The organism is Pseudomonas sp. YY-1 (assembly GCF_002843095.1).
Classification (GTDB): domain Bacteria; phylum Pseudomonadota; class Gammaproteobacteria; order Pseudomonadales; family Pseudomonadaceae; genus Aquipseudomonas; species Aquipseudomonas sediminis_A.
In genome coordinates this window covers 57,066-80,592 of sequence record NZ_PJLX01000012.1, presented here as the reverse complement: position 1 = coordinate 80,592, position 23,527 = coordinate 57,066, and the positions used below count along the sequence as shown (strand labels likewise).

Here is a 23,527-nt window from a genome sequence, read left to right as displayed (position 1 = left end):
CCATCATGCTCGACATCCGTCCCATCACCGCTGCCGATCACGCTGCCTGGCTGCCGCTTTGGCAGGGTTACCAGCGTTTCTACCAGGCCGAGATCCCGGCCGAGACCAGCACCCTTACCTGGCAGCGCTTTCTCGACCCGGCCGAGCCTATGCACGCCGCTCTGGCCTGGCAGGACGGCGAGGCGGTCGGTTTGGTGCACTTCATCTATCACCGCAGTTGTTGGACAAATGGGGACTACTGCTACCTGCAGGATCTGTTCGTCGCCGAGGGTATTCGCGGTGGCGGCATCGGCCGCGCGCTGATCGAGCATGTCTACACCGAGGCGCGAATTGCTGGCGCCAGCCGTGTGCATTGGCTGACCCAGGAAAGCAACTACCAGGGGCGTATGCTCTACGACCGCATTGGCGACCGCTCCGGTTTCATTCAGTACAGGAAGCTCTTCTGATGACGCGTGATCTCGCTCACTGGCAACCCCGTCCCGCACCGGATCAGCGCTCGTTGCAAGGCCGTTTCGTGCGTCTCGAAGCGCTCGATGTCGTGCGGCATGGCGATGAATTGTGGCGCGCGCTGCAGGGTCCGGACCCGGCGCTCTGGAACTATCTGCCCTACGGCCCCTTCACCGAGCGAAGCGCCTTCGATGCCTGGTTGGCCGGCAATGCGCAGAGCCGCGATCCGCTGTTCTACGCGGTGGTCGACCTGGCCAGCGGTCGTGCCTTGGGGCTGTTCAGCTACCTGCGTATCACCGCGCAGGATGGCAGCATCGAAATTGGCCATGTGGCCTTCGGCGCGCCGATGCAGCGCACCCCAGGCGCGACCGAGGCGGTCTATCTGCTGGCGCGGCATGCCTTCGACGACCTCGGCTACCGGCGCCTGGAATGGAAGTGCGACGCGGCCAATGCCCGCTCGCTGCGCGCCGCCGAGCGCTTTGGTTTCACCCAGGAAGGGCTGTTCCGTCAGCACATGGTGCGCAAGGGGCGTAACCGCGACACCGCCTGGTTCTCCATCATCGACGGTGAATGGCCGGCCCGCCGGGATGCCTTCGAGCGCTGGCTGGCGGTGGCTAACTTCGATGAGCAGGGCCAGCAAAAGCAGTGCCTGGAGGCGCTGCGCGGGTGACGCCTCACTCCATCTCGAACAACCCATCACGCAGCTGCGCGCCGCCCAGGCGCTGGCGGATGTCGTCGTCGATGCGCGGGTCGTCCGGTGCGTAGAGCATCAGCTGGCGATAGGCGTTGACCCGGTTGATCTCGTTACCCAGGTACTGCCAGACCACGCGGGTGCAGGCCGGCGTGCGCCGGTCGCCGCTGGAGACGCCGGTCTTGATGCCATTGAGGCGGATGATGCGACTCTTGAAGCTGGGAATGAGGATGGTCTGGCTCATCTCGTTGCCGGTGAGCGACTCGTAGTCGACCAGAAACAGGCGGTCCTGCAGGAAGAACGCCGTACCCAGGTAGCGACAGCGCACCCAGTCCTCGCCACGTGCGGGTTCCTGCCGCTCCTGACGCTCCTGGCGCTCGAACAGGTAGTTGCCGCGCTCCTCGCGCAGGTGCACCAGTGATAGCAGCACATGTCCCGGCACTGACATGCAGTTGGAGTATTCGAAGTAGTAGCCGCAGTAGCGCTCCATCGGGCTGGCCTGACGGCGCAGCGGCGTGAACAGCTCCAGCAATGGATCGTTGCCACTGTGCGGCTGCGCATCGCCGCTGCGTGCGCCAATCAGCCGGGTGAACTGCTCGGCCGGCATGCTCAGCTCGAAGGGCTCGACGCCGAAGAAATCGCAGATGCGCTTGAGGTTGTGCGTGGTCGGTCGGCTCTGCCCGGCCAGGTAGCGGTTGAACTGCGCGCGGTTGATCGACAGCTTGCGGCATACCTCGGCAATCGAGCGGTAATGGCTGCAAAGCAATTTCAGATTGCTGCCGAGGGAATCGGACATATGGCCGCTCCAGCTGATGCGAATGACGCGATTCTAGCATCAACTCGCATCAGTTCGCCGCGACCTGCGAAATTGTCCCGCGCGGCGCCTTCACCAAAGATTGCGCCACCCGCCCGGCGCGGCGCATTCCCATTCAGAACAACAAGAGAGAAAGCCTCCATGCTCGATCTTCTCAATGACCTCATCTGGAGCAAGCTGCTGATCGTGATGCTGATCGGTCTCGGCCTGTACTTCACCATCGCTTCGCGCTTCGTTCAGTTCCGCTACTTCGGCAGCATGTTCCGCATCTTCGGCGAGGCATTCCAGCGTCAGCCGGGCCAGCTCAGCTCATTCCAGGCGCTGATGCTGTCGGTAGCTGGCCGTGTGGGCGCCGGCAACATCGCCGGGGTATCGGTGGCGATCATGCTCGGTGGTCCGGGCGCCATCTTCTGGATGTGGGTCGTGGCCCTGGTTGGCATGGCCACCAGCTACTTCGAGTGCTCGCTGGCTCAGCTGTACAAACGTCGCGAGGCCGATGGCGGCTACCGCGGTGGCCCGGCTTTCTACATCCAGCACGGCCTTGGTCAGCGCTGGCTGGGTATCGTCGTGTCGATCCTGCTGCTGATGACCTTCGGCTTCGGCTTCAACGCCGTGCAGTCGTTCACCGTCGCCAACTCGCTGCACGACACCTTCGGCATCCCGACCCTGGCCAGTGGCATCGCCCTGACCGTGGTGATCGGCCTGATCATCTTCGGCGGCATCAAGCGCATCGCCAAGTTCGCCGACGTGCTGGTTCCGGTGATGGCGTTCTCTTACCTGGGCATGGCGCTGCTGGTGATCGGCATGAACATCAGCGAAGTTCCAGCCACCTTCGCCCTGATCTTCAAGAGCGCCTTCGGCCTCGAGCCGGCCTTCGCCGGCGGCATCGGCGCGGCCATCATCATGGGCGTCAAGCGCGGTCTGTTTTCCAACGAAGCCGGCCTGGGCAGTGCACCGAACGTGGCCGCTGTCGCCGAGGTCAAGCACCCGGCCGCGCAAGGCATCGTGCAGTCGCTCAGTGTGTTCATCGACACCCTGATCCTGTGCAGCTGCACGGCGCTGATCATCCTGCTGTCGGGCGTGTATCAGCCGGGTATGGAACAGGCCGGTGTGGTACTGACCCAGAGCGCCGTTGCCGCCGTGGTCGGCGAGTGGGGCCGGGTGTTCGTCAGCCTGGCGCTGCTGTTGTTCGTCTTCACCACCCTGATCTACAACTACTACCTCGGCGAGAATGCCCTCGGCTTCTTCAGCCAGAAGCGTGGCCCGGTAATGATCTACCGCGTGCTGGTGGTCGGCCTGGTGCTGTGGGGTTCGGTGCAGGATCTGGGCACCGTGTTCGCCTTCGCCGATGTGACCATGGGTCTGCTGGCCATCGCCAACCTCATCGCTCTGGCGCTGCTGTTCAAAGTGGGCATGCGCCTGATGCGCGACTACGATAGCCAGATCAAGGCGGGTGTTGAGTCGCCGGTATTGGATGCCAAGCAGTTCGCTGATCTGGACCTCGACCCTGCCGTCTGGGGTAGCCAGCCAGGTGAAACCGCCGACCAGGCGGAAATCGGGGATCGCGTCTACCAGCGCTGATCTGACTCAGATGGAAGAAGGGGGCGAGGCCCCCTTTTTCTTGCCCGCCAGCGTTGGCAGCTATTGTTCGGGCCGTCGTAAGCGACGTCATGAATGTCGCACAGGCCCGTGATTTGTGAGGAGAGCCCATGGCGACCCCAGAAAAACTCCTGGTGCTGTACACAGGCGGCACCATCGGCATGCAGATGAGCGCAGACGGCCTGGCGCCGGCCTCGGGTTTCGAGGCGCGCATGCGCAGCCAGCAAGCCGGCGAGAACGCCAGTGAGCTGCCGCAATGGAGCTTCCGCGAGCTGCTGCCGCTGATCGACAGCGCCAACATGAATACCGGCCACTGGCTGGCGCTGCGCGACGAAATCGTCACGGCGGTGCAAGCGGGCGGCCACGACGCCGTGCTGGTGCTACACGGCACCGATACCTTGGCCTACAGCGCTGCGGCACTGAGCTTCCTGCTGCTCGGGCTCGATGCGCCGGTGGTGCTCACTGGCGCCATGCAGCCGGCTGGTGTCGATGGTGGAGATGCCTGGCCCAACCTGTTCGGCGCCATGCGTGCGCTGTACCGCGGCGTGAAGCCGGGCGTGCACCTGTATTTCAACGGCCAGCTGCTGCATGGCGCACGTTGCTCGAAGTTGCGCAGCGATGCCTTCGATGCCTTCCAGGTGCTTCCGCGTCAGCGTCAGGCCGAGCGGGCCACGGTCGATGACCGTATCGACTTTCGCCAGCCGCGTCAGCCTGTGAACCTTGCCGTGTTGCCGCTGCATCCGGCGGTGCAGGCCGGGCATCTGCAAGCTCTGCTGGCCAGCGGCGTGCAGGGGTTGCTGCTGGAGTGCTACGGCAGCGGTACCGGCCCGGCCGGCGACGCGCAATTGATGAGCGTGCTGCGTGAGGCGCACCAGCGCGGCGTAGTGCTGGCGGCGATCAGCCAGTGCCCGCAAGGCCATGTGCAGTTCGGTGTGTATGCGGCCGGCAGCCGTCTGGCCGAGGTCGGCCTGGTGTCCTGTGGCGGCATGACCCGTGAGGCGGCACTGGGCAAGCTGTTCGCCCTGCTCGGCGCCGGTTTGCCGCAAACGCAGGTCGAGCACTGGCTGGCGCGCGATCTCTGTGGTGAGATGAGCGACTGATCCACCTGCCCAAACAGAGGAAGGACGATGAGTATCGACATTCGCCCTGTAGTCGCTGCCGATCACGAAGCCTGGTTGCCCCTGTGGCAGGGTTATCAGCGTTTCTACATGACCGAGATTCCAGCCGAGACCAGCGCCGTTACCTGGCAGCGTTTTCTCGACCCCGCCGAGCCGATGGGCGCCGCCCTGGCCTGGCGTGATGGGCAGGCTATCGGTTTGGTGCACTGGGTCATCCACCGCTCGACCTGGACCACCGGCGACTACTGCTACCTGCAGGATATTTTCATCGCCAAGGGCGAGCGCAGCGGCGGCATCGGGCGCAAGTTGATCCAGCATGTGTTTGAGCAGGCGAGCGCCGCCGGCTGCTCGCGGGTGCACTGGCTGACACATGAAACCAACAGCCAGGCCAAGCTGCTGTACGAGCGCATCGGCGAACGCTCGGGGTTCGTGCAGTACCGCAAGCTGCTGTAGCTGGGGGCAAGAGAGGGACGTTGGCATGCATTGCGCATCGTCAGTGCTCCCTCGTCTTCAAGCTGACAGCCATGAACAAGCTCGACAACGCTCTGCTGAATATCCTGATCAAGGACTCGCGCACGTCTTTTGCCGATATCGCACGCCAGCTCAACATATCCCGAGCCCACGCACGCACTCGGGTACAGGCCCTGGTCGATACCGGAGTCATCGAGAAATTCACGGCCGTGGTGAATCCGGAAAAGCTCGGCAAGGGTATTTCCACTTTCGTCGATCTTACTGTCGCGCCGCATGCTATCGAAGCCGTCGCCGAGCGACTCTCGGCCACCGTGGAGGTGGTCAGTCTGTACATCATGAGTGATCTGAAAAGCCTGCACATTCACACGCTGACCGACAGCTACGAGACCTTTGATGCATTCGTGCGCGAGCATATCTTCAACCATCCAGAGATTCTCACGGTCGACTGCAAGGCACTGATGACGCGAGTGAAGCACCGGCGCGGCGGTGCTCGCCTGTAACATCTTGATACATCGAGCTATTTCTCACTATACCTGAGGCTTCGACGCCTTAAAAAAGCGCTCAGTGCGCTCATCTAGTGCATAACTGACATTCGTCAGTTGAAGGCAAGGTCAGCGGACCGATCGTATGCAAATGGTTTGGCACTGCTGACAAATGTATTCATTCCCTGCGGTGTATTGACGATTCGTCGCCAGAAGCAGCCTAAAGATGCTTATTTTTTGTGCAGTCTGGCTAACGGCCATATTCTTCAATAAATAGAAAAACCGTTATAAAACAATAGTTTAAATATATTTTTCTACTGGCACGCGTGTTGCTCTAGGGCTTCCAGACCACTTTACATCCGATAGGCCGTTGCGCCGATTGGAGCCACTGTGTAACTGGAGACCGCCCCATGAGCCTTAACCGTCGTAAATTCCTTGGTGCTGGAGCCGTTGCCGCCGGCGCAGGCCTGACCCTGGGTGCCTCGGGCATCGCCGCTGCCAGCGAAAAAACCTTCAACTGGAAGATGACCAACGCATACGCGCCCGGCTCGCCGTTCTATGTGCAGGGGCCGGGTAGCCCGACCGATTTCTGCAAGCGCGTCGAGGCCATGTCCAATGGCCGCCTGAAGATCCAGCACTTCGCTGCTGGTGAGCTGATTCCGGCGCTCGAAGGCTTCGATGCGGTGTCCAGTGGCATGGTGGAAATGAACGCCGCCAATGCTTTCTTCTGGGCTGGCAAGATCCCCGCCGCACAGTTCTTCACCGCTGTGCCGTTCGGCATGAATACCCAGGGCATGAACGCTTGGCTTTACAACGGCGGCGGCCTGCAACTCTGGGAAGAGCTCTACGAATCCCACGGCCTGGTGCCGATGCCAATGGGCAACACCGGCACCCAGATGACGGGCTGGTTCCGCCAACCCCTGGAAAACGTGGACAGCCTCAAGGGCCTGAAAATGCGCATCGCCGGCCTGGCTGGCAAGGTCTACAGCGAACTGGGCGTGGCGGTGCGTCTGCTGCCCGGTGGCGAGATTTTCCCGGCGCTGGAGCGCGGGGTGATCGACGCAGCCGAATTCGTCGGGCCATATCAAGATCGACGCATGGGTCTGCACAAGGCGGCCAAGAACTACTACACCACTGGTTGGCATGAGCCGACCAACGTCACTGAACTGATCATCAACAAAAAGGCCTGGGAAACCCTGCCGGCCGATCTGCAAGCCATCGTGCGCATTTGCGCCCAGGCCTGCAACGCCGAGAGCCTGGCCTGGTCCGACGCGGTCAACGCTGACGCCCTGGAAGACCTGGTGACCAATGAAGGTGTGATCGCCAAACCCCTGCCCACCACGATCATCACCCGCCTGCGCGAGGTCACTAACGACACCCTGGCCAGCATGGCTGCCGCAGACCCCGCAACACGCAAGGTACATGACCACTTCATGGCGTTCCGCAAGAAGTACAGCACCTGGTCGGTAACCGGCGAGAAAGGTTTCATGGACCTGGGGGTGTGAGGCGATGCATGCCGTGATCAACCGCATCGAGCAGTTGGTTGAGACCCTGGGCAGCCTGGCACGCGGCTGCGTGCTGGTGCTGGTCCTGCTGGTGTCGGCCAACGTGCTGATCCGCTATGGCTTTTCCGTGAGCCCGGTGGCGTTGCAGGAGCTCGAATGGTTTCTGATTTCGCCCATCGCGCTGCTCGGCATCTCCTACGTGTTGAAACACCGCGCCGACGTGCGGGTGGACTTTATCTACGAGAAATTCCAGCCGCGCACCCAGGCTGCAGTGGACTTGTTCAGCGCCCTGTCTACCTGCCTGATCGGTCTGTTTCTGGCCTGGGTCTGCTGGCACTACATGATGCAGTCCTACGCCATCGGCGAAGGCTCGCCAGACCCCGGCGGCTTGCCTCACCGCTTTCTGGTCAAGGCCTTCCTGCCGCTGGGTTTTGCCCTGTTCGGCCTGCAAGGCATTGCTGACACCCTGCGCGCCATCAAAGGCCTGCTCACCCCCAACCCCGTACCTGAGGAGGCCTTGCCATGAGCCCCAATGAATGGCTGGCGATCCTGATGGTGTTCGCCTTTTTCTCGATGATGATGGTCGGCGTGCCGGTGGCCATTTCCCTGGCTGTGTCCGGTTTCGCCGCCGGCCTGATCGGCTTCGGCCCAATGCTGTTCAGCCTGCTGCCGGCGCGCATGTTTGGCGTGGTCAGCAACTACACGCTGCTGGCGATACCGCTGTTTACCTTCATGGGGGTGATGCTGGAGAAATCCAAAGTCGCCGAGGACATGCTGGAGACGGTCGGTCAGGCCATGGGCGGCCTCAACGGCGGTATGGGCCTGGCAATCGTGCTGGTCGGCGTGCTGCTCGGTGCCTCCACGGGCATCGTCGGCGCCACCGTAGTGACTATTGGCCTGCTGACCCTGCCGGTGCTGCTGCGCCGTGGCTATAAGCCCAGCGTGGCCTGCGGCACCATCTGCGCCTCCGGCACTCTGGGACAGATCATTCCACCGAGCCTGGTGCTGATTCTGCTGGCCGATATCCTCGGCGAATCGGTGGGTTCGATCTTCGCCGCGGCATTTATCCCCAGCCTGGTGCTGGCCGGCGTCTACATCGGCTACATGCTGCTGCTCGGCTGGTTGCGCCCGCAGTGGGTGCCGGCGATTCCTGCCGAAGAACGCGCGCTGATCAGCCGTAAACAGCTATGGAAGAACATTGCCAAATCGGTCCTGCCGCCGCTGCTGCTGGTGGTCTGCGTGCTCGGCTCGATCATCGGCGGCCTGGCCGCACCCACCGAAGCCGCTTCCGTCGGTGCCCTTGGGGCACTTGTCATTGCCGGCTGCGCCGGGCGTCTGAACCGCGAAACCCTCAAGCAGACCCTGCACGGCACCCTGAGCATCAGCGCGATGATCTTCCTCATTCTGCTCTGCTCGCAGCCGTTCTCCCTGGCCTTCCGCGGTCTGGGTGGCGAAGCCCTGGTGCATGACCTGTTCAGCCTGCTGCCGGGCGGTGAGCTGGGTGCAGTCTTGTTCCTCATGGTGCTGCTGTTCGTACTTGGTTTCTTCCTGGAGTGGATCGAGATTTCCTACATCGCCCTGCCTATGTTCCTGCCGGTGTTCATGGGCTATGGCACCGACATGGTCTGGCTGGCGATTCTGGTCGCGCTGAACCTGCAGATGTCGTTCCTCACGCCGCCATTTGGTTGGGCACTGTTCTTCCTCAAGGGCGTAGCGCCACCCGGCATCAGCACCAAGGATATTTACATCGGCGCACTGCCCTTCGTGGCACTGCAAATGCTCGCCGTGGCCCTGGTGTTCGCCTTCCCGACCCTGGCGACCTGGCTGCCCAAGGCCATTGGCTGGTAACCCTGACGCAAGAGAGCGCTTATGGATTTTTTCTCTGCCTACAGCCCGCTGTGGCTGGCCGGACTGGTCTGCGCCCTGCTGTTGACCGGCGCGGTGGCCGGCATCCTCGCCGGCCTGCTTGGTGTTGGTGGCGGTATCGTCATCGTGCCGGTGCTGTACCACCTGTTCACCCTGCTTGGTATCGACCCCGAGGTGCGCATGCACGTCGCGGTGGGCACCTCGCTGGCGGCCATCGTGCCGACTTCGATCATCTCTGCCAGAGCGCACTACAAGCGCGGCGGGCTCAAGCCGGAACTGCTCAAACCGCTGATCCCCGGGACTCTGGTTGGCGTGCTGATCGGTGCGTTGCTCAGCGGCTATCTCAGCGGCCAGGTGCTGGCGGCGATCTTCGCTGTGATCGCCCTGCTGGTGGCGCTGAACATGGCGGTCGAGCGCAACCTGAGCCTGCGCGACGGGCTGCCTGGCAAAGCTGGCAGCGGCGTGCTTGGGGTATTCATCGGCAGCCTGTCGACCCTGATGGGCATTGGTGGCGGCACCCTCAGCGTGCCGGTCCTCAATGCTTGCCGCACGCCCATGCATATCGCTGTCGGCACCGGCGCCGCACTGGGTGTGATCATCAGCCTGCCCGGTGCCCTGGCTTATCTGATCAACGGCCTGGGCGCGGACAACCTGCCCCCGGCCACCCTGGGCTACGTCAACCTGCTCGGCCTGGCGATGATCGTGCCGGTGACCATGCTCACCGCGCCCTGGGGCGCACGCATCGCTCATGCCATCAACGCGCGCCTGCTGCGCCGCCTGTTCGCCCTATTTCTGGCCCTTACAGCAGTACGCATGCTGTTCGGCGCCTTTGCCCTCTGAGGATCGATCATGCTGAAAAGTACCCATGCCACCCGCGGCATTTTCGTCGCCCCCCATCACCTGGCCGCCCAGGCCGGCCGTGACGTACTCAAGGCCGGCGGCAACGCCGTCGAGGCCATGGTCGCCGCGGCTGCCAGCATCGCCGTGGTCTATCCGCACATGAACGCCATTGGCGGTGACGGCTTCTGGCTGATCCACGAGCCGGGCAAGGCCCCGGTGGCCATCGATGCCTGTGGCAGCAGCGCAGCGCTGGCTGATCGCGAGTTCTACGCAGGTCTGGAGACCATCCCCAGTCGTGGCCCAACGGCGGCGCTGACCGTCGCCGGGACCATCGGTGGCTGGGCCAAGGCCCTGGAAGTGGCATCCGCATGGGGCACGCCACTGCCGCTGCGCGACCTGCTCGCCGAGGCCATCGGCCAGGCGCGCAACGGCATCGTCGTCAGTCGCAGCCAGGCGCACCTGACGCGGGTCAAGTTCGATGAACTCAAGGACGTGCCGGGCTTTGCCAACGTTTATCTGAACAACGGTCAGGTGCCGGCCGAAGGTAGCCTGATGAAGCAGACGGCTTTGGGCGACACCCTGGCGCACCTGGCAGAAAAAGGTCTGGATGACTTCTACCGAGGTGAGCTGGCCACGCGCATGGCTGCCGAACTGGAACAACTGGGCAGCCCGCTGCGCCTGGCTGATCTGCAGGCTTACCAGGCGCAGGTGGTTACTCCGTTGCAGGTGCGTCTGGGCGACGCCACTCTGTACAACATGCCACCGCCGACCCAGGGGCTGGCCTCGCTACTGATCCTTGGTGTGTTCGAGCGCCTCAAAGTCGCTGAAGCGGAGGGCTTCACCCATGTACATGGCCTGGTCGAATCGACCAAGCAGGCATTCATGATCCGTGATCGTGTGGTCACCGACCCGCGCCGTGTGCCGGCCGACCCACAAGGCTTCCTCGCCCCAGAAAACCTCGACGCCCTGGCTGCGGCGGTCGACCCTGACAGCGCCCTGAAATGGCCGCGCCCGACTTCGCCAGGCGACACCATCTGGATGGGCTGCATCGACAGCGAAGGCCGCGCGGTGAGCTTTATCCAGAGTGTGTACTGGGAGTTCGGTTCCGGCATGGTGCTGCCGTCCAGCGGTGTGGCCTGGCAGAACCGTGGCATCAGCTTCTCCCTCGACCCGGCCGCGCTGCAGGCTCTGGAGCCGGGGCGCAAGCCATTCCACACCCTCAACCCGGCGCTGGCGCTGTTCGACGATGGCCGCGTGCTGAGCTACGGCACCATGGGCGGCGAAGGCCAACCGCAAACCCAGGCCGCGCTGTTCAGCCGTTATCGTCTGGGCAGCGACCTGCAGGCTGCCATCACCGCGCCCCGCTGGTTGCTGGGGCGCACCTGGGGCGACGTCAGCACCAGCCTCAAGCTGGAGAATCGCTTCCCCGCCGAGCTGATCGAACAGCTGCGCGCCGCCGGCCATGTGATCGAGGTGCTGGACGAAGCCTTCAGCGACACCATGGGCCATGCCGGCGCGTTGCTGCGACACCCCAACGGCGTGCTTGAAGGTGCGGCGGACCCGCGCAGCGACGGCAGCGTCTGCGGCTTGTAGAAGGTTATGGCTACCCTGTGCAGGCCATAGCGCACTCCTGTAGGAGCCCCGCCTCGGGGCGAAGCGATTGCAGCCATTCAGTGAAACCGATGGTGTACACCGCATTCGTCGCGGGGCGCGACTCCTACACAAGCTCAACAGACCCTATGGCCGCCGCGCAATGAAGTCGATTTCCACCAGCGCATGCCGCGCCAGCCCGGTGGTGCCGATGCAGGTGCGCGCCGGGCGCTTGCCCTCGGGGAAGTAGCTGGCGTACACCGCGTTGAAGCGCGCGTAGTCACCATAGAAATCGGTGAGGAAGGCGCGAGCCGAGACCACATTTTCCAGGCCAAGGCCGAGCCCTTCGAGGACCACCAGCAGGTTGTCGAAGGTCTTGTGCGTTTGCGCCTCGATGCCTTCGGGCAGCGGCGCCGCTTCGTTGCCTGGGTCGATGGGCAGCTGGCCGGTGATGAACACCCAGCCATCGGCTTCGCAGGCGTGGGAGAACGGCGCGACTGGCTCGGGCGCGGCGGCGAACATGTGGTATTCAGGCAACGACATAAGCACTCCAGGGCTGATCAATGGGCACCGACACAGCACTGCGCCGGCCCCTGTGACCATACCTCAGAATACCGACCAGCCGATGCGTTCGCTGAGCAGCTCCAGCGCCTTGATCCCGGCCAGGGAGTTGCCCGCAGCATTGAGCTCCGGCGACCACACGCACACGCTGAACTGCCCCGGTACCACGGCGAGGATGCCGCCGCCGACGCCGCTTTTGCCCGGCAGCCCGACGCGATAGGCGAAGTTGCCGGCTTCATCGTACAGCCCGCTGGTGGCCATGATGGCGTTGACCTGCTTGGTCTGGCGTGGCGACAGCACCTGTTCGCCGCTGTGCTGGCAGAAACCTTCATTGGCCAGGAAGCCGAAGGCACGCGCGAGGTCGACGCAGCTCATGCGCAGCGCGCAGCAGCTGAAGTAGCTGCGCAGCACCGCCTCGACTTCGTTGTGAAAATTGCCGAACGACTGCATCAGGTACGCCGCTGCCGCGTTGCGCGCGCGGTGCTGGTACTCCGATTCGGCGACGTGGTTGTCCACTGTGACCTCGGGGTTGCCCGACAGACGCCGGACGAAGTCGCGCATCGACAGTGCCGGTGCGGCATAGCGCGACTGGTTGATATCGCAGATCACCAGAGCGCCCGCGTTGATGAAGGGATTGCGCGGCTTGCCTCGCTCGAATTCGAGCTGCACCAGCGAGTTGAACGGCTGTCCGGACGGCTCATGGCCCAGGCGCTGCCAGATGCTCTCGCCGCTGTGGCCGATGGCCTGGACCAGGCTGAACACCTTGGAAATGCTTTGGATCGAGAAGGGCGTACGTGCATCGCCGGCGACATGTACCTGGCCGTCGTTGCCGTAGACGGCGATGCCCAGTTGGTCAGGCACCACGTTGGCCAGCGCGGGAATGTAATCGGCCACCTTGCCCTGGCCGATCAGCGGGCGGACTTCATCGAGAATTTCGGTCAACAGCGCTTGCATGTTCAGGCTCGCGAGTAGGCCGGGGAGCGTCCCGGCAGGTCAGAGCTAGACGCCTGCGGGGGCTACGGAATCACAGGTAGGCGCTTGCCCTGAGCAGCGCGGCCACCTAGTCTCGGTCCTCCCCTGTCGCTGGCGTGGTTCGATGTCCACCGTTCTCAATGTACTGCTGCCGATCTTCGGCCTGATCCTGGTTGGTTTCATCTGCCGGCGAACCAATCGCTTGGGAGAGACCGCCGCATCGGAGATGAACCGCTTCGTGGTCTGGCTCGGCCTGCCTGCGTTGCTGTTCAGCCTTACGGCCAAGGCCGACTGGGCACACATCTGGCAGCCCGGTTTCTTGCTTGCCTTTACCGGCGGCGTGCTCGCGGTATTTCTGGTCACGCTGGTGTATCGCTGGAAAACCACTGGCAGCCTGGTCGACGCCAGTATCGACGGGCTCAGCGCCGGTTACGCCAACACCGGCTATATCGGCATTCCGCTGTGCGTGCTGGTACTGGGCGAGGACGGCATGGCGCCGGCCTTGATCGCCTCGCTGATGGTGGTCTGTGTGCTGTTCGGCCTGGCAGTGGTGTGCATCGAGGTAGGTCTGCAGAGCAAGAAGGGGTTGGGCGGCGCCATCGTGCAGGTGGTCATGGCGCTCCTGAAAAACCCGCTGGTGGTCGCGCCACTGCTTGGTGCTGCCTGGGCGTTTGGTGGCGTGCAGATGCCCGCGGCGCTGGACGAATTTCTGCGCTTGCTCGGCGCCGCCACGGTGCCCTGCGCACTGGTGTCGCTGGGGTTGTTCCTGGCGCAGCGGCAGAGCGGGCCGAGCGAAGGCGCCTGGCCGTTGGTGGCTTTGAAGCTGGTTTTGCAGCCGCTGGTGACCTGGTTCATTGCCTTCGTGCTGCTCGACCTGCCGCCGTTCTGGGCACATGCCGCGTTGCTACTCAGCGCGCTGCCAACGGGCACTGGGCCGTTCATGCTCGCCGAGTACTACCAGCGCCAGGCGGCGCTGGTGTCGCGGGCGATCCTGTTCTCTACCCTCGGCTCGCTGCTGACCTTGACTCTGATCCTGCTGCTGATCACGCCTTGAGTTGCAGCTCCACGCCCAACTGCTGCGACAGGCAGGGCCAGCGCCGCCAGGCCGAGGCGGTATCCGGCGCCGCCAGACGTTCGCGGTAGGCCTGCACCGAGGGTTGGTCGAAGCTGGCGTCATCGAGCATACCGGCCAAGGCATGATGCACCGCTTCGTCGAGCTGGTTGGCGAAGGGCTCGCCAATCAACTGGTGGGCGATCAGGTTGGCGCGTGTGGTGTCCAGCGGGATCAGCGGCTGGCCGAGGTGTGCGATATAGCGGTCGTTGACCTCTTCCACCAGGCGATGGGCCAGATAGGCCTCGTCGAGCAGGCCTTCGAGTCCTTCGTGGCCCTCCATCAGCGCTGGTGGCTGCAGGAAGAAATGCTCGGCGATCTTCAGCACCGGTTTCACGGCAGCCTCGATTCCTGCTTCGCGCGCTACTTCGGCAGCAGCGTCGAGCACGTCCGGCACCTCCTCGATATAGGCGATGACGAAGGCGGTCAGTGCCCCAGGCGCATCATCCTCCGGTAGACGGATGGACGGATGCAGGCGCTCCAGCTGAGCCTGCAGGTAGCGCGAGAGAGCCTGGCTGCCATTTTCCTGCTGACGAGCCTGGGTGATCAATTGACGAAGGGCGGCGGTGTTCATGACGGCTCCTACATTTCAGGACATGGACGTGAACCTTAGCCGGCTCCGGCAGTCGGCTAAGACGCGATTGTCATAACTTTTTCATACTTATGCGAGTTGGCTATAAATGCCTGTATCAGAACGGCTACACCCCGCGTCAGTCGGGGCGTTTAGCACAAGGCTTGCGCGCCTTCGGCGATTTTTGCGCGTACGTTGCCAGGTGCAACTCCCCGTCTATACTCGAGTTCGAAAGGCAGTACCTGATGGAACCGGACGAGCTCAGGCACGGAGAGGTTTCGGCAGTAGTCGCCAGCAGTTGAGCGCGGTACGCGGACAGTGAGTCCGCCATGTCGCTCTATGGCAGTCGATCCCTTAACCGCAGGCTCAGCCGGCGGGATAACAAGAACAATCAAGGGGAACCCGCAATGATGCGACATCCACGAGTCTGGATGGGCCTCCTGCTGTGGCTGGCATTAGGCTCGGCGCACGCGCAGTGGACGGTCAATATGGCGCCCGGTGTAACCGACGTCAGCCGCTCTGTTTTCGATCTGCACATGACCATTTTCTGGATCTGCGTTGTGATCGGCGTGATCGTGTTCGGCGCCATGTTCTGGTCGATGATCATGCACCGCCGCTCCACCGGCCAGAAACCCGCGCATTTTCACGAAAGTACAACTGTCGAGATTCTCTGGACCGTGGTGCCATTGGCCATTCTGGTGGTGATGGCGATCCCGGCGACCAAGACGCTGATCGAGATCTACGACACCTCCGAGTCCGAGCTGGATATTCAGGTCACTGGCTACCAGTGGAAGTGGCACTACAAGTACCTGGGTCAGGATGTCGAATTCTTCAGCAACCTGACCACGCCGCGCTCGCAGATCAATAACCGCGAAGCCAAGGGCGAACACTACCTGCTGGAAGTCGACGAGCCGCTGGTGGTGCCGGTGGGCACCAAGGTGCGCTTCCTGATCACCGCCGCCGACGTCATTCACTCCTGGTGGGTACCAGCATTGGCAGTGAAGAAAGACGCCATCCCTGGGTTCATCAACGAATCCTGGACGCGCATCGAGGAGCCCGGCATCTACCGTGGCCAGTGCACCGAGCTGTGCGGCAAGGACCACGGGTTCATGCCGGTGGTGGTCGAGGCCAAGTCCAAGGAAGACTTCGATGCCTGGCTGGCCGAGCGCAAGCAGGCTGCCGCCGCTGAGCGTGAGCTGACCAGCAAGGAATGGACCATGGAAGAGCTGATGGCGCGTGGTGAGAAGGCCTACAACACCTCTTGCGCAGCCTGCCACCAGCCTACCGGTGAAGGTCTGCCACCGATGTTCCCGGCGCTCAAGGGCTCGGCCATCGCCACCGGGCCGGCCGAGGGGCATATCCACATCGTCTACCAAGGCAAGCCTGGCACCTCCATGGCCGCCTTCGGCAAGCAGCTGTCGCCGGTTGACCTGGCCGCCATCATCACCTACGAGCGCAACGCCTGGGGCAACAATGTCGGTGACATGGTCACGCCCAAGGACATTCTCGATTTCTCCAAGGCGCAGGAGTAAGGACATGAGTGCAGTGATCGACCACGGTCATACTGACCACCACCATGGCCCGGCCAAGGGCCTGATGCGCTGGGTGCTGACCACCAACCACAAGGACATCGGCACGATGTACCTGTGGTTCAGCTTCTGCATGTTCCTGCTGGGCGGCTCGATGGCCATGGTCATCCGTGCCGAGCTGTTCCAGCCGGGCCTGCAGATCGTGCAGCCGGAATTCTTCAACCAGATGACCACCATGCACGGCCTGATCATGGTCTTCGGTGCGGTGATGCCGGCCTTCGTCGGCCTCGCCAACTGGATGATCCCGCTGATGATCGGCGCGCCGGACATGGCCCTGCCACGGATGAACAACTTCAGCTTCTGGCTGTTGCCCGCGGCATTCGGTCTGCTGGTCTCGACGCTGTTCATGGAAGGCGGCGGGCCGAACTTCGGCTGGACCTTCTACGCGCCGCTGTCGACCACCTACGGGCCGGAGAGCACCACCTTCTTCATCTTCGCCGTGCACCTGATGGGCATCAGTTCGATCATGGGGGCGATCAACGTGGTCGCCACCATCCTCAACCTGCGCGCGCCCGGCATGACTCTGATGAAGATGCCGCTGTTCGTCTGGACCTGGCTGATCACGGCGTTTCTGCTGATTGCGGTGATGCCGGTACTGGCTGGCTGCGTGACCATGATGCTGATGGACATCCACTTCGGCACCAGCTTCTTCAACGCTGCTGGCGGTGGTGATCCGGTGCTGTTCCAGCATGTGTTCTGGTTCTTCGGTCACCCCGAGGTGTACATCATGATTCTGCCCGCCTTCGGCGCGGTCAGCTCGATTATCCCTGCGTTCGCACGCAAGCCGCTATTCGGCTACACCTCGATGGTCTACGCCACGGCGGCGATCGCCTTCCTGTCGTTCATCGTCTGGGCGCACCACATGTTCACCGTCGGCATTCCGCTGACCGGCGAGCTGTTCTTCATGTACGCCACCATGCTGATCGCCGTGCCCACCGGGGTGAAGGTGTTCAACTGGGCCAGTACCATGTGGCAGGGCTCGATGACCTTCGAGGCGCCGATGCTGTTCTCGGTGGCCTTCGTCATCCTGTTCACCATCGGTGGTTTCTCCGGCTTGATGCTGGCCATCGCGCCGGCGGACTTCCAGTATCACGACACCTACTTCGTGGTGGCGCATTTCCACTACGTGCTGGTGCCTGGCGCAATCTTCGGCATCTTCGCCTCGGCCTACTACTGGCTACCCAAGTGGACCGGCCACATGTATGACGAAACCCTGGCCAAACTGCATTTCTGGATGAGCTTCATCGGCATGAACCTGGCGTTCTTTCCGATGCACTTCGTTGGCCTGGCTGGCATGCCGCGGCGTATCCCCGACTACAACATGATGTTCGCCAACTTCAACATGATCTCCAGTATCGGCGCGTTCATGTTTGGGGCTACTCAGTTGCTGTTCCTGTTCATCGTCATCAAGTGCATTCGCGGCGGCAAGCCGGCCCCGGCCAAACCCTGGGACGGTGCCGAAGGCCTGGAGTGGACGGTGCCTTCACCGGCGCCCTACCACACCTTCAGCACGCCGCCGGAAGTGAAATAGGAGGTCTGCCGTGAGCGAGGTCATCGCGACTCGTCGCCTGGTTACCCGTCTGCTGCTTGTGGTGGTGGTGATGTTCTGCTTCGGCATCTTCGTCCTGCCGCCGTTCTACGACGCCATGTGCCGGGTCTTCGGCATCAACGGCAAGACGGCCGGGGCCTACCAGGGCGAGCAAATGGTGGATGAGCAGCGCCAGGTGCGCGTGCAGTTTCTCGCCACCAACGCCGCCGGCATGGTCTGGGAGTTCGGCCCGCAGGCTGACGAGATTCTGGTTCACCCGGGCGAGGCGCGCGACATGCTATTCGTCGCCTATAACCCCAGCGACAGGCCGATGAGCGCGCAGGCGATTCCCAGCGTATCGCCTTCGAAGGCGGCGGCCTTCTTTCACAAGACCGAGTGTTTCTGCTTTACCCAGCAGGTGTTGCAACCGGGCGAGCGCATCGAAATGCCGGTGCGCTTCATCGTCGACCGCGACCTGCCGCAGGACGTGAAGCACCTGACCTTGGGCTACACCCTGTTCGATATCACCGCGCGCAAACCGCCAGTGGCACAGGCTCCATAAGGAGAACAACAATGTCGAGTCACGAAAGTCACGAGAACTATTACGTACCGGCGCAGAGCAAGTGGCCCATCGTCGCCACCATTGGTCTGCTGGTCAGCTTCTACGGCGTTGGCACCTGGTTCAACGATCTGTCGGCGGGTCGTGAAGGCTCCAACGGGCCGCTGATCTTCTTCGTCGGCGGGCTGATCCTGGCCTGGATGCTGTTCGGCTGGTTTGGCAACGTCATCAAGGAAAGCCGCAGCGGTCTGTACAGCGCACAGATGGACCGTTCCTTTCGCTGGGGCATGAGTTGGTTCATCTTCTCCGAGGTGATGTTCTTCGTCGCCTTCTTCGGCGCCTTATTCTACATCCGCATGTGGGCCGGCCCCTGGCTCGGCGGTGAAGGTGACAAGGGCGTGGCCAACATGCTCTGGGACGGCTTCGAATACAGCTGGCCGATGTTGCAGAACCCCGACTCCAAGCTGTTCCCGCCACCGAGCGGGGTGATCGATCCCTGGCACCTGCCGCTGGTCAACACCATCTTGCTGGTGTCCTCCAGCGTCACCATCACCTTCGCCCATCATGCCCTGAAGAAGAACCACCGCGGCCCGCTCAAGGCCTGGCTGGCCGCTACCATCGTGCTGGCCCTGGCATTCCTGTTCTTTCAGGTCGAGGAGTACATCGAGGCCTACACCGAGCTTGGGCTGACGCTTGGCTCAGGCATCTACGGCGCCACCTTCTTCATGCTCACCGGCTTTCACGGTGCGCACGTGACGCTCGGTACGCTGATTCTGGTGGTGATGCTGGTGCGCATCATGCGTGGGCACTTCGACGCCGATCAGCACTTCGGCTTCGAAGCAGCCTCCTGGTACTGGCACTTCGTCGATGTGGTCTGGCTCGGCCTGTTCATCTTCGTCTACGTACTGTAGCGAGGGCTACCAGGTAACGTGAGAGACCAGTTGCCCTGAGTAGAAGCCCCAGGCGACCAGGGCAACGGTAATAGCGGTCAGGCCGACACGGACAGTCAGCGCGCCGACCACGCGGGAACCATGGCCTTCGTCCTTGACCAGGAAGAACAGGCCGCTGAACAGGCTGGCGATGGTTGCCAGCAGCATGAGGACGATCGCGGCCTTGAGCATGTGAGACTCCGGGGGATTGACGTGATGCATTGCAGTATAGCCAGCAACCCAAACCGTATCGGCAGGGCGCAATGAGCGCCTTCCGTCCCGGTTGGTTGCCCAGCGTGCTGGTTGCCCTGCTGCTGCCGGGGTTGCTCTGGCTGGGTTTCTGGCAGCTGCAGCGTGGCGAAGAGAAACGCCAGCTGTTGGCGAGCTTCGAGGCACGGCGGACGGCCGAGCCGATCAGCCTCGAGCAGCTTGAGCCCATGCGTGATCCTGCCTACCGCCGCGTTCAACTGCGTGGGCACTTCGATACCGAGCACAGCCTGTTGCTCGATAGCCGTATCCGTGATGGCCATGCCGGTGTCGAGTTGCTGCAGCCTTTCTACGATCAGTCCAGCGGTCTCTGGGTGTTGCTCAATCGCGGCTGGCTGCCTTGGCCGGATCGGCGTACAACGCCGCCTTTCGATAGCCCTGACGGCGTGCTGCAACTCACTGCCTGGGTCTATGTCGCGCCTTCTGGCGGTTTCAATCTGCGCTCCGGTGCAGCGACCGATGGCTGGCCGCGACTGATCACGCAGGTCGAGGCCGACAGTCTCTGGCGCCAGCTGGGTCGTGGTGGTCTGCCTTTCGAGGTGCGTCTGGAGCCCGGGCCGGCCAGTTATCGCGTCGACTGGCCAATCGTGGCCATGAGCCCCAGCAAACATCTTGGCTATGCGGTGCAGTGGTTCTCTCTGGCTGCCGCGCTGTTTGGCCTGTTCATTTATCTCGGAATTCACAATGCACGGGAGCGTCGTCATGAACCCAGCCATCGCCATGCCTGAGGCACCGCGCAAGGGGCGTGGTCGCCTGCAGTTGTTGTTGATCCTGGCCATTATCATCGGCCCGATGTTCCTGGCTAACGCCATGTACAAATGGCGCTTCTGGGTGCCAGAGACGCGCAGCTACCACGGTGTGCTGATCGGCGATGGGCGCACCCTTGCCGATCTCGGCGTACAGGGCGAGGTGGAGCCGCTGTGGCAGATTCTGGTGACAGCACCGGGCGCCTGTGAGGCCGACTGTCAGCAACTGGTTTACCTGGCGCGGCAGATCCAGATTGGCCTCAATCGCGAGACTGCCCGCGCGAGTCACGGCCTGGCGCTGGCCGAACCACTGCCGGCCGAGTACGACGCCACGCTCAAGCGCGAGTACCCGCAACTTGGACGCTATCAACTGGATCTGCAGGCCTACGACAAGGCCGCCGAGGCGGTTCAGGGTGCACAGCTGTGGCTGGTCGACCCACACGGCAATCTGGTGCTGCGCTATCCGGCCGGCAGCAAGGGCAAGGCCATTCTCGATGATCTGCGCTACCTGCTGAAAATTTCCCTGATCGGTTGACGCCACGCTCTGTCCATATCGACAGAGCGTCAGGCCCAGTGCCCAAGGAGTACACATGCACAAGCCCGGTTACCGTCTAGCGTTGTTCGCGACCCTCCTGACCGTGGTGGTGGTGCTGCTAGGTGCCTACACCCGACTGACCCATGCCGGGCTGGGTTGCCCGGATTGGCCAGGCTGCTACGGGTTTCTCGGCGTGCCGATGAGCGAGCACAAGCAGGCCATCGCCGAAGCGCGTTTTCCCGAGGCGCCGGTAGAGGTTGCCAAGGGCTGGTACGAGATGATCCATCGCTACTTTGCCGGCGCACTGGGGTTGGTGATTCTCGCCATTGCTGCCCTGTCCGTGCGCCGTCGTGCGGAGCCAACTCAGCCGCTCAAGTTGCCGCTGGCGATTCTGGCGCTGGTGATTCTGCAGGGTGCCTTCGGCATGTGGACGGTCACCCTGCAGCTATGGCCGCAGGTGGTCACCGCTCACCTGCTCGGCGGTTTCGCCACGCTCAGTCTGTTGACCTTGCTCACTTTGCGCCTGTCTGGACGATTCGCCCCGCTGCAGTTGCCGGGGCGCCTGCGCACATTGGCGGCGGCCTGCCTGCTGTTGGTGATCGGGCAGATCACCCTCGGCGGCTGGGTCAGTTCCAACTACGCGGCTGTCGCCTGCGTCGACCTGCCCACCTGTCACGGCGAGTGGTGGCCGGCTATGGATTTCGGCAAGGGCTTTCACCTGACCCAGCACATCGGCCCCAACTACCTGGGCGGGCAGCTCGACAGTGACGCGCGCACCGCTATTCACATGAGCCATCGCATCGGAGCGCTGCTGGTAACGCTGGCGCTGTTGGCTCTGGCCTGGCAGTTGCGCATTGCCAAGCTGCCGCGCCTGGCCGGTCTGCTGCTGCTGGCGCTGGCTCTGCAGGTTGGCCTGGGTATCAGCAACGTGATCTTCCATCTACCGCTGCTGGTGGCGGTGGCGCACAACGCTGGTGGCGCTGCTCTGCTGCTGGTGATGGTGCTGATCAACTATCGCCTGAGGGCTGTTTCTGCGGCGGCTCGCGAAGCATCTGGTCTGGCGGGCAGGCGCACGACTCTGGTTTCCAACGGTCTGGTTCAAGGCCGGTAAATAACGAATCAAGGAGCAATGCCATGGCGACAATGCTGCGAGCTCACTCCGAACACGCCACCTGGCGCGACTATCTGGAGCTGACCAAACCGCGGGTGGTGATGTTGATGCTGATCACCTCGCTGGTCGGCATGTTCCTCGCTACCCGTGCCGGTGTGCCCTGGACCGTGCTGCTGTTCGGCAACCTCGGCATCGGCCTGTGTGCAGGCGCGGCGGCTGCGGTCAACCATGTGGTAGATCGGCGCATCGACTCGATCATGGCGCGCACGCACAAACGTCCGGTCACCGCCGGGCGTGTCTCGCCGGTGGCGGCGCTGACCTTCGCCCTGCTGCTGGCCATCGCCGGCATGAGCCTGCTGATGGTGTTCACCAACGAGTTGGCTGCCTGGCTGACCCTGGCCTCATTGCTCGGCTATGCGGTGATCTACACCGGCTTTCTCAAGCGCGCCACGCCGCAGAACATCGTGATCGGCGGCCTGGCGGGTGCTGCCCCACCGTTGCTGGGTTGGGTTGCCGTCACCGGTCACCTCAGTGCCGAGCCGCTGCTGCTGGTGCTGATCATCTTCGCCTGGACGCCGCCGCACTTCTGGGCCCTGGCCATCCATCGCAAGGCCGAATACGCCAAGGCCGACATCCCCATGCTGCCGGTGACCCACGGTGAGCACTACACCAAGGTGCATATCCTGCTCTACACCCTGGTGATGTTCGCGGTGACCCTGCTGCCCTACGCCATTCACATGAGCGGGCCGTTGTACCTGGTTTGCGCTGTGCTACTGGGCGGCCGCTTCCTGCACTGGGCCTGGGTGCTGTACCGTGACAGCAAGCCGCACGCCGCGATCAACACCTTCAAGTACAGTATCTGGTACCTGTTCCTGCTGTTCATCGCGCTGTTGGCGGATCACTATCTGCTGTTGAACATCTAGCAAGCTGTGGCGTGGCAGACGGTTTGCAAAAGCTAGCTAAGGGATTTCATGACTCGTACCCACACAACGGTTTTCGTTCTTGTCGCAATCGTGGCCCTGGTGCTGGGGCTTACCGTCAACAAGGTGCTCAGCAGCAAAAGCCAGGGCGACCCGGCGGCGCTGCTCGACGCAGGTATCGTCCTGCTGCCGCAGAACCGGAGCCTGCCGTCGCTGAGCCTGGTCGATCAGGAGGGCAAGGAAGTCGCGGTTGATCAGCTCAAGGGTGACTGGAAGCTGCTGTTCTTCGGCTATACCTTCTGCCCGGACATCTGCCCGGCCACCCTCGCTCAGCTGCGCCAATTGCAGACCCAGCTGCCCGAAGAAACTCGCGCACGGCTGAGCGTGGTGATGGTCAGCGTCGACCCCCATCGCGATACGCCGGAGCAGTTGAGCAAGTACCTGGGCTTCTTCAATGCGGGCTTCAAAGGTCTGACCGGCGAAGAGGAAACCCTGCAGAAATTCGCCAACTCGGTGAGCATTCCCTACATCCCGGCTGACACCAGCAAGGAAAATTACACCGTCGATCACAGCGGCAATCTGGTGATCATCGGCCCGGATGGCACCCAGCGCGGCTTCATCCGTGCGCCGATCAACAACGCCAAACTGGCCGAGCAATTGCCGGGACTGGTTTCGGGTAGCTGATCGGCTTGGGTGCGCCTGCGA

Annotated in this window: 26 protein-coding genes; 21 read left to right on the top strand and 5 right to left on the bottom strand. The window is 62.8% G+C overall.

Annotated features, from left to right (window positions below):
- The first annotated feature begins 5 nt into the window (after window positions 1-5).
- Complete coding sequence (locus CXP40_RS17100; RefSeq protein WP_106734736.1) at window positions 6-446, top strand: GNAT family N-acetyltransferase; 441 nt, start codon at window positions 6-8, stop codon at window positions 444-446.
- On the top strand, window positions 446-1,117 hold the full coding sequence (locus tag CXP40_RS17095; protein ID WP_106734735.1) for a GNAT family N-acetyltransferase: 672 nt from the start codon (window positions 446-448) through the stop codon (window positions 1,115-1,117). Before CXP40_RS17100 ends, CXP40_RS17095 begins: the two co-directional genes overlap by 1 nt.
- A 4-nt stretch (window positions 1,118-1,121) precedes the next feature.
- Here the strand turns inward: CXP40_RS17095 and CXP40_RS17090 are convergent, their stop codons facing one another.
- On the bottom strand, window positions 1,122-1,934 hold the full coding sequence (locus tag CXP40_RS17090; protein WP_106734734.1) for a helix-turn-helix transcriptional regulator: 813 nt from the start codon (window positions 1,932-1,934) through the stop codon (window positions 1,122-1,124).
- 159 nt (window positions 1,935-2,093) lie between these two features.
- Between CXP40_RS17090 and CXP40_RS17085 the strand changes: the two genes are divergently transcribed.
- The 9 genes from CXP40_RS17085 (at window position 2,094) to CXP40_RS17045 (ending at window position 11,426) form a co-directional block, all read left to right on the top strand.
- Complete coding sequence (locus tag CXP40_RS17085) at window positions 2,094-3,533, top strand: sodium:alanine symporter family protein (RefSeq protein ID WP_106734733.1); 1,440 nt, start codon at window positions 2,094-2,096, stop codon at window positions 3,531-3,533.
- A gap of 128 nt (window positions 3,534-3,661) precedes the next feature.
- Complete coding sequence (locus CXP40_RS17080) at window positions 3,662-4,651, top strand: asparaginase (RefSeq protein WP_106734732.1); 990 nt, start codon at window positions 3,662-3,664, stop codon at window positions 4,649-4,651.
- 27 nt (window positions 4,652-4,678) lie between these two features.
- Entirely contained in the window at window positions 4,679-5,122 is a 444-nt protein-coding gene (locus CXP40_RS17075; protein WP_106734731.1) for a GNAT family N-acetyltransferase, read from the top strand.
- A gap of 71 nt (window positions 5,123-5,193) precedes the next feature.
- Window positions 5,194-5,640: an Lrp/AsnC family transcriptional regulator gene (locus tag CXP40_RS17070; RefSeq protein ID WP_017676395.1), complete on the top strand. Its 447-nt coding sequence runs from the start codon at window positions 5,194-5,196 to the stop codon at window positions 5,638-5,640.
- 392 nt (window positions 5,641-6,032) lie between these two features.
- Window positions 6,033-7,127, top strand: coding sequence for a TRAP transporter substrate-binding protein (locus CXP40_RS17065; protein WP_106734730.1), 1,095 nt, complete (start codon window positions 6,033-6,035; stop codon window positions 7,125-7,127).
- A 4-nt stretch (window positions 7,128-7,131) separates the two neighbouring features.
- Window positions 7,132-7,653 carry a TRAP transporter small permease subunit gene (locus CXP40_RS17060; RefSeq protein ID WP_106734729.1) on the top strand — a complete coding sequence of 174 codons (522 nt, stop codon included), beginning with the start codon at window positions 7,132-7,134 and terminating at the stop codon, window positions 7,651-7,653.
- Entirely contained in the window at window positions 7,650-8,975 is a 1,326-nt protein-coding gene (locus CXP40_RS17055; protein ID WP_106734728.1) for a TRAP transporter large permease subunit, read from the top strand. Before CXP40_RS17060 ends, CXP40_RS17055 begins: the two co-directional genes overlap by 4 nt.
- A 21-nt stretch (window positions 8,976-8,996) precedes the next feature.
- Complete coding sequence (locus CXP40_RS17050; RefSeq protein ID WP_106734727.1) at window positions 8,997-9,833, top strand: sulfite exporter TauE/SafE family protein; 837 nt, start codon at window positions 8,997-8,999, stop codon at window positions 9,831-9,833.
- Between the two features lie 9 nt (window positions 9,834-9,842).
- Window positions 9,843-11,426, top strand: coding sequence for a gamma-glutamyltransferase family protein (locus CXP40_RS17045; RefSeq protein WP_106734726.1), 1,584 nt, complete (start codon window positions 9,843-9,845; stop codon window positions 11,424-11,426).
- 144 nt (window positions 11,427-11,570) lie between these two features.
- Here the strand turns inward: CXP40_RS17045 and CXP40_RS17040 are convergent, their stop codons facing one another.
- On the bottom strand, window positions 11,571-11,966 hold the full coding sequence (locus CXP40_RS17040) for a RidA family protein (protein WP_099524938.1): 396 nt from the start codon (window positions 11,964-11,966) through the stop codon (window positions 11,571-11,573).
- A gap of 63 nt (window positions 11,967-12,029) precedes the next feature.
- Window positions 12,030-12,938, bottom strand: a complete 909-nt coding sequence (glsB, locus tag CXP40_RS17035; RefSeq protein ID WP_099524937.1) for a glutaminase B — start codon at window positions 12,936-12,938, stop codon at window positions 12,030-12,032.
- Window positions 12,939-13,080: 142 nt separating this feature from the next.
- On the opposite strand from glsB, the gene CXP40_RS17030 reads away from it, so the two are divergent.
- Window positions 13,081-14,010 (top strand): AEC family transporter, encoded by a 930-nt coding sequence (locus tag CXP40_RS17030; RefSeq protein ID WP_106734725.1) that lies wholly within the window; start codon window positions 13,081-13,083, stop codon window positions 14,008-14,010.
- Here CXP40_RS17030 and CXP40_RS17025 read toward each other — a convergent pair.
- Window positions 14,000-14,641: a hypothetical protein gene (locus CXP40_RS17025; protein ID WP_106734724.1), complete on the bottom strand. Its 642-nt coding sequence runs from the start codon at window positions 14,639-14,641 to the stop codon at window positions 14,000-14,002. The two genes, CXP40_RS17030 and CXP40_RS17025, sit on opposite strands and share 11 nt — an antisense overlap.
- A gap of 404 nt (window positions 14,642-15,045) precedes the next feature.
- On the opposite strand from CXP40_RS17025, the gene coxB reads away from it, so the two are divergent.
- From coxB to CXP40_RS17005, 4 genes are read left to right on the top strand one after another with little or no spacing between them, the layout of a single operon-like run.
- Window positions 15,046-16,170, top strand: coding sequence for a cytochrome c oxidase subunit II (gene coxB / locus CXP40_RS17020; protein WP_026088514.1), 1,125 nt, complete (start codon window positions 15,046-15,048; stop codon window positions 16,168-16,170).
- 4 nt (window positions 16,171-16,174) lie between these two features.
- On the top strand, window positions 16,175-17,758 hold the full coding sequence (ctaD, locus tag CXP40_RS17015; protein WP_017676406.1) for a cytochrome c oxidase subunit I: 1,584 nt from the start codon (window positions 16,175-16,177) through the stop codon (window positions 17,756-17,758).
- 10 nt (window positions 17,759-17,768) lie between these two features.
- On the top strand, window positions 17,769-18,317 hold the full coding sequence (locus CXP40_RS17010) for a cytochrome c oxidase assembly protein (protein ID WP_106734723.1): 549 nt from the start codon (window positions 17,769-17,771) through the stop codon (window positions 18,315-18,317).
- Window positions 18,318-18,328: 11 nt separating this feature from the next.
- A complete protein-coding gene (locus tag CXP40_RS17005; RefSeq protein WP_106734722.1) occupies window positions 18,329-19,225 on the top strand; it encodes a cytochrome c oxidase subunit 3 in 897 nt (298 codons plus the stop codon).
- A 6-nt stretch (window positions 19,226-19,231) separates the two neighbouring features.
- Here CXP40_RS17005 and CXP40_RS17000 read toward each other — a convergent pair whose 3' ends face one another.
- The gene (locus tag CXP40_RS17000; RefSeq protein WP_021487546.1) at window positions 19,232-19,435 is read right to left on the bottom strand and encodes a twin transmembrane helix small protein; all 204 of its coding nucleotides are present in this window, start codon (window positions 19,433-19,435) and stop codon (window positions 19,232-19,234) included.
- Between the two features lie 71 nt (window positions 19,436-19,506).
- Here CXP40_RS17000 and CXP40_RS16995 point away from each other — a divergent pair, with 71 nt between their 5' ends.
- The 5 genes from CXP40_RS16995 to CXP40_RS16975 are packed head-to-tail and all read left to right on the top strand — an operon-like array spanning window position 19,507 to window position 23,506.
- Window positions 19,507-20,238 carry an SURF1 family protein gene (locus tag CXP40_RS16995; protein WP_106734721.1) on the top strand — a complete coding sequence of 244 codons (732 nt, stop codon included), beginning with the start codon at window positions 19,507-19,509 and terminating at the stop codon, window positions 20,236-20,238.
- Window positions 20,213-20,791 (top strand): hypothetical protein, encoded by a 579-nt coding sequence (locus CXP40_RS16990; protein WP_055986032.1) that lies wholly within the window; start codon window positions 20,213-20,215, stop codon window positions 20,789-20,791. Before CXP40_RS16995 ends, CXP40_RS16990 begins: the two co-directional genes overlap by 26 nt.
- A 55-nt stretch (window positions 20,792-20,846) precedes the next feature.
- Window positions 20,847-21,902, top strand: coding sequence for a heme A synthase (locus CXP40_RS16985; protein ID WP_106734720.1), 1,056 nt, complete (start codon window positions 20,847-20,849; stop codon window positions 21,900-21,902).
- Between the two features lie 23 nt (window positions 21,903-21,925).
- On the top strand, window positions 21,926-22,825 hold the full coding sequence (gene cyoE, locus CXP40_RS16980) for a heme o synthase (RefSeq protein WP_017676413.1): 900 nt from the start codon (window positions 21,926-21,928) through the stop codon (window positions 22,823-22,825).
- Between the two features lie 48 nt (window positions 22,826-22,873).
- A complete protein-coding gene (locus CXP40_RS16975; protein ID WP_099524929.1) occupies window positions 22,874-23,506 on the top strand; it encodes an SCO family protein in 633 nt (210 codons plus the stop codon).
- Window positions 23,507-23,527 lie beyond the last annotated feature (21 nt).